A 12,437-nucleotide genomic window follows, 5' to 3' on the forward strand; every position below is an offset into this window, starting at 1 on the left:
TCCTTTATGGCAGGTGCTTTTTATTGTTGATGTAAATATTTGGCAACTTTTTTGGCTTTGTTTGCGTCACTCCACCAATATTCTATCCCAGAAGAAAGTGCTGGTTTAACTTTAGGTTGTTGATACATATTCCAATAAGCATACCAGTTTTCACCTTTACCATAGGTCGGGATTTGATAATAACCAGCTCTAAGCAATCGATCGAGAATGTGAGTATAAATAATCTGTTGTTCACGGCTTTTACTTGCAACGAGTTTTGCAATCACTTGATCAATTACTGGATTGCGAATTCCAGCATAATTGTAATTTCCATCCTGAGCTGCGGCGATACTCCCCCAAAATTGAGTCTGTTCATTTCCCGGATTGAGAGATTGCGGCAAATTCATTGTGGTCATATCAAAATCGTAACGGCGAGTTCGTTCTAAATATTGCGGAGCATCAACCTGACGTAAATTAACAGCAATGCCTAATTTTTTTAAGTTACGAATAAAAGGTAGAAGTGTTCGTTGTTTACCATCTTGCTGAATTAAAAACTCAAGCTGAACTTTCTTTTCCTCAGGTGTAAATAGCTGCCCTTCTTTAATTTTATAGCCAGCTTGTATAAGCAATTGGCGCGCAGTTAATAAATTCTGACGGTTAAATCCACTCGCATCTGACACTGGGTATTTCCAGTTTGCTAAAACACCTTGTTGCATAAGTGGAGATAACTTAGGCAATAACGGTTTTAACAACTCTAATTCAGTTTTTGAAGGTCGACCTGTTGCTGCTAATTCACTATTTTCAAAATAACTTTGTAGGCGCTGATATTGTCCATAAAACAAAGCTTTATTCTGCCATTCAAAGTCATAGGCATAGGTTAAGGCTTGTCTAAAACGAATATCATTTAAAGGTTTTCGTCGCGTATTAAAAACATAGCTTTCAGTGGCGATAGGATTATGATGACGAAACTTATATTGAGTAACCAACCCTGCTTTTACGGCTGGAAACCGGTAATCAGTTACCCATTTTTTAGGATTAGTTTCTTCATGCAAAGTGTATTGCCCAGATTTAAATCCTTCAAAAGCAATATCCCAATTTCGATAATAGACATATTTTAATCGGTCAAAGTTATAACGCCCCTTATTAATAGGTAAATCTTTTGCCCAATAATTTGGGTTCCGTTTATAACTGATGCTTCTGCCCGGATCAATTCGTTCAACCACGTAAGGTCCCGAACCAACAATCGGTTGTAAGGTAATTCGGCTAAAATCTCTTTTTTGCCAATCTACTTTTGAATAAATGGGTAAGGTTGCCAAAATGAATGGCATTTTAGGGTTATGTGTAGACTTAAAACTAAACTTTACTTGATGAGCATTTATTACTTCTGTTTTTGCTAAATCAGCAAGGTACATTTGCAAACCTAAATTAGACTTCGTCTGATAAGCATCAAAACTAAATTTAACATCCACCGCAGTGACCGGCTGTCCATTACTAAAACGCGCCTTAGGGTTTAAATAGAAAGTCACTGATTGCGTTTTTTCTGGGTCAAAACTCACTTTCTGTGCCAAAAGCGGATATAAAACCCCGACCTCATCAAGTGATTGAGTCATTAAGGTATCAAAAAGATAATTCACGCCTTCTGTAGCATTCCCCTTACCATTCATACTATTGAGGTTATCAAAAGTTCCTTGAGCTGCCTGACTTAATAGGCCACCTTTAGGGGCATTTGGGTTTGCATATGGCATAGCTATCATTTCTAAATACTTAGGCTTAGAATGAATCGCTATATATGAAGTGGTTTGTTGTGCAGAAAAAACACTATGGGAAATGACACTGAGCCCGACTAGCAGGCTCAGTTGAAAATTTAATTTATGCATAAATGACTAATTATTTTACAAATTAGGCACTTTAATCACATCACCAATGCGAAGCTGAGTAGAAGGCGTTAAATTATTCAGCTCAGCCAATAAATTGGTTTCTAAACCATATTTACTCGCAAGGCCGATTAAGGTATCACCACGCTTCACTTTGTATTCCACGACAGTTTTTGGAATCACAATATTCTGACCGCGCTGTAAGTTAGCATTTGCTTTTAATGCATTCATTTCAGCCAGTTCACGCACTGAAACACCAGCACGGCTCGCGATACTATTTAAAGACTCACCAGATTTAACCGTATATCTTTCAGTATTTTTACCAGCGGCAACCGTTTTAGTTGAAGACTTAGTATCTGCTTTAGCTGTTTCAACTGTAGGCACATCACCCGTTAGCTTTAAACGCTGCCCCACACGAACGCTACTATTGCGTGAAAGACCATTTAATGAAGCAAGGTAGTCCAACTGTAAGTGGTAGCGATTAGCAATATTACCTAAGCTATCACCAGATTTAACTGTATAAGTTTCTGGTGTTTCTTCTTTGGCGTTTTTAGAAGATTTAGTTGGCGCCTCTTCAACAGTTCCTGTTAGTTTTAAGCGTTGACCAGCACGCAAACCAGCAGTACGAGACAAACCGTTTAGGTCAGCCAAATAGCTTGTTTGCAAATTATATTTACTCGCAATCGCATTTAAGCTATCGCCAGACTGTACAACGTATTGTTCTGGAACACTTAAGCCTGCCGGTACTTTTAAAGTTTGACCAAGCTGCACATGGCTATTTGCTTTTAAGTTATTTAACTCGGCTAACTCAGCTAGGCTAATTTTTGATTTAGTTGCAATACTCGATAAAGTATCACCACGTTGTACTTTATAGCCTTCTGTTTTATAAGAAACACTTGCCGATGCTTTCTCAGATTTACTAGAAGCCTTAGTTTCAGCAACTTCATCTACAGAAATATCTTGTGTAGGCACATTAATTTTTTGGCCTACCATTAAGTTACTGCCCGCAGTTAATCCCGGAGTTAATTCAGCAAGTTCCTGATTAGAGAGCGCATAACGATCTGCAATCAATTTAAGATATTCACCGCGCTTCACAGTATAGCTTTTAGTTGCTATACGTTTTGCACTTGCCTGAACTGCTTTTGGCTCGGCTTTAGTACTTGCGCGACTATTCTTTGGTTCTTTTAACTGTAGTTTTTGCCCAACAAATAAGCCATCAGTCACTGATAAATCGTTATATTCAGCCAATTGTCTTACTGATAAATTAAACTGGTTTGCCACACCGCTTAAGCTATCGTTAGCCTGAACGACATATACATCTGGTTTAGCTGTGCTTTTTGAAGTCGATTGAGTTTCTTGTGGCTTAGCGTCATAAAGGTAAAGCGTTGAACCAACATATAACGTCTTTTCAGGATCAATCTGGTTCCACTTAGCAACATCGCGCCAGTTTACGCCGTTTTTCATCGCAATAACGGCTAAAGTATCACCTGGTAAAACTGTATAGGTACTACGTTTGCCTTTTGGCTGCACGACCACTACATCTGTATCAGTTTTAATGTAAGGCTTGTCTTTATTGCGCTGCCCATCTTCAGAGTTAGCTACAGTCACATCTTCAGCTAAAGTTTTTGGATATGCAAAACCTTTACTTACTTCTTTACCTTGTTGCTCTGCAACTGACTGACTTGTTTGAATTGCAGTTAACTTAATTTTGCCATCATAAGGATCAACAATTTCTGTTCCTTGTGGTGCAATAGCTTTTAACTCGGCAACTACTTGATCTTTTTCAGCCTGCGTTGGTTGTGGCTCTAAAGCTTGTTGAACTGTTTCTTTCTCACCTTCAGCTCGAACTGCCGCTAAAATCTTTTCACGTTCTGCAGCCGAGATTGGTGGCTCTGTCTTCACTTGCTTAATATTTGCTGCAGGTGTCACAGCAACAGGAATACGTGGAGCACTTGGTACATCAGCCGAAGCTGCAAACGCGGCTAAAGCATCAGACCCACGAGGAGTTGAAGTTTTTACCGTGGTAGAGCTACTCGTTGTTTTAGTAGGTGTTGACGGTTTAACTGGTTGAACCTGATTTGCAGGCGTGGTTTTAATTGTCACAGATGTTGAAGCACTTACATCTGGCTTAGATGGTGAAGTCACATTTGCCCACCAACCTGAACCACCGCCAGACTTCATACCTTTTAATTTATTATCAATTGAAGGACTTAAATCGGCTGGAATCAAAATACGCATTGGACTTGCAGGATCCACCATCTCACCACGATATCCCGGGTTTAATGCATAGAGTTCCGAACGACTTAATCCAGCTACAGAAGCAATTTCATTTAAAGATAAAGGTGCAGATAAAGTCACTTCACGGAAATGGGGTCTATTTGCAATTGGTGGTAAAGAAATACCGTAAGCTTTTGGATTTTTAATAATTTGGGCAACAGCCAAGAAACGAGGAACATAGTTCATGGTTTCTTGAGGTAATTTTAAAGACCAATAATCAGTAGGTAAACCTGCTGCCTGATTTCGGTTAATTGCTTGTTGAATACGTCCAGGTCCAGCGTTATAGGCTGCTAAAGCAAGCTCCCAAGAACCGAATTGGTTATATAAGCTTCCTAAAAACTCATAGGCAGCACGAGTCGACTCAACAACATCGCGACGGCCATCATACATGCCTGTTTGCTTTAAGCCATAAATACGGCCAGTACTCGGAATAAACTGCCATAAACCTGCTGCAGCCGCACTACTTGTTGCAGCTGGGTCATATGAACTTTCAATTACAGGTAAGAGTGCAAGTTCTGTCGGCAAACCACGGCGTTCAGCTTCTTTAACTGTATGGTACAAATAACGACTTGCGCGGGCACTTAAACGATCAAGATAAGGCTGACGAGAAATAAACCAACTACGCTGAGCTTCAATACGTGAATCCCAATGGTTCAAATCCATTTTGAAACCAACAGACATACGTTTCCAGACATCACCATGCTTTAAAATAAGCAGACGGTCACCCTCTACAGCACGCATATCAGTTGCTGAAAGTAAGTCTTCCAATGAATCAAGACTACTCGCATCTAAATAACCTGCACCACTGACCTGTTTCGATTTTGAGGTTTTTGCAGATTGCGGAGTCGATGAACAGCCTGTTGTAATACCCAACGCAGCTAACGCAGAGCTAAGTACGGTAATTTTAAACAATGATGCTGCAGATGGCTGCCACACAAATGTGGTTGGTTTATACATAAAAACTTCCAAACAACTCGCGTAATATTTTTTTGGGGTCTGCCCACAAACCCTAGGTCTTCGATGCCATTGTAGTAAAGCATGCAAGATAGACAAGGCAATAATTTAATGTCATTTGCATGGAAATGTTACAAGAAATTAAAAAAACCTTGCTTTGATACGATGGAACCGAACTTTTTGCGTATACAATACACCATATTCAGTTCTTTTTCTTTTAGTTTAGGTTTCGATTTATGTCTCAAACAATCACACTGTATGTTGATGGTGCATGTCGTGGCAATCCGGGTTTAGGTGGTTGGGGCGCATATGTCATTACCGAGCAGGGTGAACATAAATTATTTGGCGGTGAGCCTGATACGACCAATAACCGTATGGAACTCACTGCTGCCATTGAAGGTGTTTCATTTTGCCCAGCCGATGCACATTTGATTATCTGGACAGATTCAAATTATGTGAAGCAAGGTATTACTGAGTGGATTCATGGTTGGAAAAAGAAAAACTGGAAAGATGTAAAAAATCCTGACCTTTGGCAGAAATTAGATGCTGTCTGTACAGGTAGAAATATTGAGTGGAACTGGATTAAAGGCCATGCAGGACACCCTGGCAATGAAATGGCAGACCAGCTTGCTAATTTAGGTGCAGACAAAACTGCGAAAGAACTCAAGCAACCACAGTCTGCCACTGTATCGCAAGATATAAAAAAGCCTGAACAGGACTGGCTGCTAGATGACCCTTTCGGGTTTGATCTGGCTGATTCAACTGAAGAAGAAAATATTCATCTTGAAACATCTGAAGAAGTTGAGATGATTATTGTGGAAGAAGAAATTATTGACGTTGAAACTGCCAAACAAAAAAGTAAGCAGCCAACCAATAATATTCATCCCCAAATCGTTGTGACCGAAGCCAAACTAAAATTACAAGGTCCTCGACAACTGATTCTCGATACGGAAACTACTGGTTTTTATTTCCAAGATGGCGACCGCATTATTGAGGTGGGCGCAATTGAGATGATTAACCGTAAGCTTACGGGTAGCTCGATTCATATTTATATTAACCCACAAAAACCAGTGGGAGACTCAGAAAACATCCACGGTATCAGTGATGATTTCTTAAAAGATAAACCGCTCTATGCGGACATTGCTGACACCTTATTTGACTATCTCAAAGGTGCAGAGATTATTGCCCATAACGCGACCTTCGATATGAACTTCCTTGATATGGAGTTTAAACGCGTAGGGCTTCCTGCACTTTCTGAAGTGTGTGAGGTAACGGATACTTTAGCTTTAGCGAAAAACAAACATCCGGGACAAAAAAACTCCCTTGATGCGCTTGTAAGACGTTATGAAATTCCAGCACGTGACCGTACTTTCCACGGCGCGTTACTCGATGCTGAAATTCTTGCTGATGTCTACTTGGCAATGACTGGTGGTCAGGTTTCTTTTGATATAGATGCCTTATCTCAGAGTGAAAATAGCCAGCAAACAACCAATAGAAGCAGAGTTCAAATTGACCTCCCTGTAATTTACCCTTCAGATGAAGAGTTAAATATACATGAGACTTGGGTCAAAGAATATGAGGAAAAACACGGAGAACCTTGCCTTTTTGCAAAATAAATTTTTGATTCTTTAGTGTTTTTAGCTTTTCCCCTTTGTAAGTTAAGTTATATTAGTCGCATAGATTTTTAGCTCAAAGTATTGAGCACTACGAATATAACAATTGATTTTTTTGCAAAGGGGAACGTTTATGTCTGAGCATACGTCGATTCATTTCGATCCAACAGCTTTACTCATCATTAAACATGAAATTGATCGTTCAATAAAACTGGTTGAAGGTGCGGTAAGTACCTTAATTGAAGAACAGGCTCTCCCTTTTGGTATTGATGATGCATTAGAACAATTTAAACAATGCACTCAAGTTCTACGCTTAATTGATGTTCCTTATCTTGCAAAAATCACTCAGTATTCAACTGAGTTGATGCAAAAAATTATTGCGAATCCAACCCAAATTAATACGGATGATGTGGTTGCCCTAAGCGAAGGCACGACCATGGTAAAGCGCTATATTGAATTTATCTGTTTGCGTGAAATACAAGTTCCACAATTTCTTCTTACGACCTTAAATAATTTAGAATTAGCTTTAAATAAGCCCCTGACTACATCCGGACAGGCTCTTGTTCCCTTACTTGCAGATACTTCGCTTGAACTACCCTTGCCCGAAATATTAATTAGTGAAAAAACTCAGTTCATCCATCAACTATACAAACTATCTCTACACCAATTTTTAAAAAAGACAGCCTCAGCTCAGGATTTTCAAGCCTTTAAACTTATTGCAACCTATTTGGTCAGCATGGCGAATACTCAGCCAAGCCAAAAATATTGGCAGCTCGTCAATTACGCTTTTAACCATATTGATGACCTCCTTTTAAATGATTCACGCCTACGTGTACTGATTAATATTGAAAGTCATATTGCTCTATTTTTGGCAGCGCCCGAAAGTTTTGAGCCCAATTTAGCCGCCTTCGCAGATATTTTAAGTATTGTCATCGCTCAAGAAGATGAGATTGCTCACCTTATTCGTAACCAAATTCATATTGGTGATGAAACACCGACTGATACTCAATTACTCGTTTTAAGTCGCCATCTTTTTGGTCCTGACTTTGACACGATGCACACAGTCAGCCAATTAATCTTAGATGAAATGAATAAGGTGCGGAACGATATTGAATACAACTATCAAAATATGTCGCCTGAAAAAGCACAGCAACTACAAGCGAGCCTTTTACAATTGGCTCATACCTTTAAACTTCTAAACCTTGATGAAGCCGCATCTGCTCTTTCTCAACAAGCCAGCAGTTTAAGTCAACTTAACATTTTAAGTGATGAAAACTATGCTCAGCAGCTGATGAACAGCATTTTATCTGCTATGAACTCAATTGGTATTTTGGTACGCAATTACACGTCAAATCGTCTACAACTTAGCGTAAATAATACGGCTATTTCTTTAGATCGTCTTGATGAAGCTCATCAGGCTTTGCTTACCGAGACAAAAAATTTAATTGATTTTATCTGTCAGAGTCTTACGTTGTATGCCAATGACCAAACACAAAATATTGAAGCCATTGCAGGTTCATTAAAAGAGTTAGCAGGTGCAGCCGAATTTTTAGGAAGCACGACTCAACAACATGCTTTACTCCAAACTGCCCAATTTGTTCAAGAGCAACTTGAACAAAGCCAGCCTTTTAATACAGACCAAATTCACTGTATTTTTAACGTATTGGCAGGCATTGACATGTTAGTTGACAATTTAAAAAATAAACAACCTGTTCTACAATCCATGTTTAATGTAGCATTGTCGAGTAGTCAACAACTTCAAAAAAAGGCAGCTTAATGTCTGAATTATCACTTGCTTATATTTTCCATCATCAACAATTACTGGTTGACCAGAATCTCCAACTACCCAAAGTCGAAAAGTTAGCAAGTGATTTACTTTTCACTCATGATGAGCAAGTCATTGCACGTGACTTGCTTGCTGAGGAACCTATCCCCGAAGGCTTACAGCTTGTTCCAATTCGCCAGCTTATTACCAGCTGGTCGAAAGAACAGTTTTTGCAAGCAAGCCGTGCTGTTCAATTACTTGAATGGCGACGTAACCATAAGTTTTGTAGTCACTGTGGACATCCGACAGAAGTTCATCCAACCGAATATGCAATGGTATGCCCTTCCTGTCGCTACCACCAATATCCTCGTGTAAACCCTTGCATTATTACCGTCATTACTCGTGGTGATGATGAAATCTTGCTGGCTAAGTCAGTTCACAACAAAACCAATATGTATGGTTTGATTGCAGGTTTTGTTGAGGTGGGCGAAACACTTGAAGAGGCAGTACAACGTGAAGCCTTTGAAGAAGTAGGTTTAAAACTCAAAAATATTCAGTATATGTCAAGTCAGCCTTGGCCATTCCCAAGTAACCTTATGGTGGCATTTCGGGCAGAATATGAGTCGGGTGAAATTAAGCTTCAAGAAGAAGAAATTGCAGATGCACAATTCTTCAAAATTGATCAATTACCTGAGATTCCGTTTAAAGGAAGTATTGCTCATTCAATGATTATGCAGATTACCCAAGCTGGGTAATCTGCCGTGTTTTAAACGAGACTCTCGTTTAAAACACTTCTTCGAGAAAATGTAAGATCGTTCTTTTCGTTCTGAAATAGTGGCTAATAAAGCTAGAAAGACTGGCCAAAATTGTAATATGTCCAGTTTTAGGAATCACAGCGATATGACTGTGATTTCCACTCTGTCTTAAAGCCCGATCCAAATCCAACGTATTCTCTTTGCCGACAAGCTGATCATTTTCAGCCATGAGTAAGTAATGTTTAATACTATTTTGATTGACGAAATAGTATGGCATCACTTCTTGATAAGAAATACTTTGATCAAAAGCATCTTCAGCTAGTGGGTCACCCTTATAATCAAAATGATAAGGTCCAGCTAAACCAAAAATCGCCTTAATATTACCTAAACATTGAATAGGATTTGGTTTTGGGTGATAAACAGCAGACATTACATTAAATGCCCCTGCTGAATGTCCCATAAGCACAACATTTTCTGTAGAAATTTCTAGTTTGTCTTGGTTTTGATGTAAATAATTCAGTGCCTGAGTCAAATCATCAACAAAACTCGGAAAAATATTTTTAGGAGCTAATTGATAGTTGATAACTGCAACGTCATAACCTTCTTTAGCAAACGTCTCACCAATAAAAAGATAATCCCGCTTATTACCATGTTGCCAAGCACCACCATGTACAAAAACAATAAGAGGCTGATGTGCTAGTTTTTTAACAGATCGGTAAATATCCAAACGGTGACGCGGCTTTAAACCATAACGTACATTTGCGACCTGTTCAAAACCATCTTTTGGCGTAAAACGGTTTAAAGCAAAACTCCCCAAATCATAAAGGCGGAACTCTTTATAAAGAGTTCGCGCCTGTTCAATTTTGCTTTGTAGTTGTTCAATCAGATTCATATATTACTGTGCATTCGAAGCTGGATCTGTTTGGTCAGGATCAATTGCAACAGGAGTTTGAACTGTTGGTTGAGCAATGACGTTATTAATAATTGGTGTAGTCGTTGCACTAGCAGTACTCGCCGCTGGCGCAGGTGCTAAATCAACGTTATCAATGAGTGTCACAATTTTGGTCACGTTACCAACATTTTGAAGCACATTATTTAAATCATTAATTTCAGCTGTATTTAAACGGCCCATTACATATAAAACACCATCTTCGGTATGGACAAGTACTTTACTGTCCGATACAACTGGCGCTTTCATTAAAAGAGCACGTGTATTTGCAGTTACACCAGCATCTTGCATGATCGTGTTATAGCTGACCTTATTACCCACGGTAATGTAGTTATGTACAGCTTTTACATCACTCATGGCTTTAAGATTGTCTTCTGCCAATTGTTTCAAGTATGGGTCTGGCACTTGTCCTGTTAATAAAACAGTACTATGGAAACTTTCGATATTAATACGTGATTGTTTAAAACGCTGATCAAGCTTATAGAGGTTAATATTCGCTGTACGTTTAATTGAAGAATCAATGAATACCTGACCTAAGCTACGTACACCACTATCTGTTCCGACTGGAGCTGTACCTGTTCCACCAGAAATAAAACTTGCGCAACCTGACAAACTTGCGACACAAAGCGCTGTTACAGCAATACGTTTCAACACTCCACCAGACTCCTATCAATCTCTTCTTGGCTTGATCATAAAACATCGGTTTTAATTTGCTCAAAAGAGTAATGAACTCTTAATCCAAAGTAAATGCATTTTCGATCCATTGCAGATCATAATGGAAATTTGAAAAGTCTTGCTGTACTGTTTTTGCAATTTTCTGTGGAAAATCAAAACAAATCACATCAAAACGACAATAAAAATCCTGATAAGATGGGTAGCGCTGTAAAAAACGCATCGCGGTTTTAATAATTTTCTTCTGCTTTGTTCTTGTCACCATTTCGCAAGCCTGCCCATAATTTCCTATAGTACGTGCCTTTACCTCAACAAAAACCAGCTCTTGCCCTCTTTTAACAATCAAATCCACTTCACCACGGCGTGAATGGTAATTACTGGTTACCCATACATAGTTTTGCTTTTGCAATAGGTTTAAAGCTGTTTGCTCTGCCCATTTCCCCAACTGCTGCGCTATTAACATTTTTATCTTCCCCAAATTAAAAGTAGCACCACATATTTTGATGCTTAAATTATTTCGTTAAATCCACCCGTACTTTTTGATTTAAATTGAACAAATGAAAATCAGATCATTTTGGAAAAGCAAAGGTTGGCAGACATTGTTCACGCCCAAATCATAATTTCGGGTAAACTACCCCATTAAAATTTTTTATCTGTACGGAGTAAAACCAAATGAGTGCTCAGTTATTCGTTGTAGCCACCCCAATCGGGCACTTAGATGATATGACTTTCCGTGCAATTGATATTTTAAAATCAGTTTCTATCGTAGCTGCCGAAGATACTCGTCAATCAGCACAATTATTTAAGCACTATAATATATCGACCCAACTTACTGCATGTCATGATCACAATGAAAGTAATAAAATTGAGCAGTTAGTTCAAAAATTACTTGCAGGCGATAACATTGCTTTAATTAGTGATGCCGGTACACCACTTATTAGTGACCCTGGTTTTAAGTTAGTTCGAGCTGCTCAAGAACATGGCATTAAAGTTGTTCCTGTGCCTGGCGCATGTGCTGCAATTGCCGCTCTAAGTGCAGTAGGTCTACCGAGCGATCGTTTTAGTTTTGAAGGATTTTTGCCATCAAAAGCTTCTCAACGTATTTCTCAATTAGAAAAACTCAAAAATGAAACTCAGACCTTAATTTTCTATGAAGCACCACACCGTATTTTAGAATGTGTAAAAAATATGGCTGAGGTATTTGGTGAAAACCGCCCTGTAGGTTTCGCACGTGAAATTACCAAAACCTTTGAAACCATCAAAAAAATGACTTTAAAAGATTTGGTCAGTTTTATAGAAAATGATCACAACCAAGAAAAAGGCGAAATTGTTCTTGTAGTAGGCGGTGCACCAGAAAAAACAGATCTGGAACAAGAAAAACTAGATGAGCTTTTAAAGCGCTTACTTCAAGATTTATCTGTTAAAGCGGCATCTCAACTGGCTGCTGATTTAACAGGAGTTAAGAAAAAAGTCGCTTATCAACGTGCGCTTGAGTTAACACAATCTTAATCTTTTGATTAAGCACAGTGATGAACAATAAATAGCCTTCATCATCACTGTGCATGAATTTTGCATAATAATATTAAAGATAAAAATAAG

Annotated in this window: 9 protein-coding genes; 4 read left to right on the top strand and 5 right to left on the bottom strand. The window is 38.8% G+C overall.

The window, feature by feature from the left end:
* Nucleotides 1-20: 20 nt before the first annotated feature.
* Both AAC388_RS13060 and AAC388_RS13065 read right to left on the bottom strand, forming a co-directional pair.
* Nucleotides 21-1,856, bottom strand: a complete 1,836-nt coding sequence (locus AAC388_RS13060) for an extracellular solute-binding protein (RefSeq protein ID WP_335996061.1) — start codon at nt 1,854-1,856, stop codon at nt 21-23.
* A 15-nt stretch (nt 1,857-1,871) separates the two neighbouring features.
* Complete coding sequence (locus AAC388_RS13065; protein WP_335996062.1) at nt 1,872-5,087, bottom strand: LysM peptidoglycan-binding domain-containing protein; 3,216 nt, start codon at nt 5,085-5,087, stop codon at nt 1,872-1,874.
* Between the two features lie 233 nt (nt 5,088-5,320).
* Between AAC388_RS13065 and dnaQ the strand changes: the two genes are divergently transcribed.
* The 3 genes from dnaQ (at nt 5,321) to nudC (ending at nt 9,217) form a co-directional block, all read left to right on the top strand.
* Complete coding sequence (dnaQ, locus tag AAC388_RS13070; protein ID WP_032005917.1) at nt 5,321-6,700, top strand: DNA polymerase III subunit epsilon; 1,380 nt, start codon at nt 5,321-5,323, stop codon at nt 6,698-6,700.
* A 130-nt stretch (nt 6,701-6,830) separates the two neighbouring features.
* Nucleotides 6,831-8,474, top strand: a complete 1,644-nt coding sequence (locus tag AAC388_RS13075) for a chemotaxis protein (protein WP_335996064.1) — start codon at nt 6,831-6,833, stop codon at nt 8,472-8,474.
* Nucleotides 8,474-9,217, top strand: a complete 744-nt coding sequence (gene nudC / locus AAC388_RS13080) for an NAD(+) diphosphatase (RefSeq protein WP_005070517.1) — start codon at nt 8,474-8,476, stop codon at nt 9,215-9,217. Before AAC388_RS13075 ends, nudC begins: the two co-directional genes overlap by 1 nt.
* A 28-nt stretch (nt 9,218-9,245) precedes the next feature.
* On the opposite strand, the gene AAC388_RS13085 is transcribed toward nudC, so the two are convergent.
* From AAC388_RS13085 to AAC388_RS13095, 3 genes are all read right to left on the bottom strand, one after another.
* The gene (locus AAC388_RS13085; protein ID WP_002117650.1) at nt 9,246-10,109 is read right to left on the bottom strand and encodes an alpha/beta hydrolase; all 864 of its coding nucleotides are present in this window, start codon (nt 10,107-10,109) and stop codon (nt 9,246-9,248) included.
* 3 nt (nt 10,110-10,112) lie between these two features.
* Nucleotides 10,113-10,820 (bottom strand): BON domain-containing protein, encoded by a 708-nt coding sequence (locus AAC388_RS13090; protein ID WP_002117601.1) that lies wholly within the window; start codon nt 10,818-10,820, stop codon nt 10,113-10,115.
* A gap of 79 nt (nt 10,821-10,899) precedes the next feature.
* Complete coding sequence (locus AAC388_RS13095) at nt 10,900-11,301, bottom strand: YraN family protein (protein WP_014206105.1); 402 nt, start codon at nt 11,299-11,301, stop codon at nt 10,900-10,902.
* Between the two features lie 209 nt (nt 11,302-11,510).
* On the opposite strand from AAC388_RS13095, the gene rsmI reads away from it, so the two are divergent.
* Nucleotides 11,511-12,347: a 16S rRNA (cytidine(1402)-2'-O)-methyltransferase gene (rsmI, locus tag AAC388_RS13100; protein WP_005075551.1), complete on the top strand. Its 837-nt coding sequence runs from the start codon at nt 11,511-11,513 to the stop codon at nt 12,345-12,347.
* The last annotated feature ends 90 nt before the right edge of the window (nt 12,348-12,437 follow it).

The organism is Acinetobacter sp. D009, from assembly GCF_038562025.1.
Taxonomy (GTDB): Bacteria; Pseudomonadota; Gammaproteobacteria; order Pseudomonadales; family Moraxellaceae; genus Acinetobacter; species Acinetobacter pittii.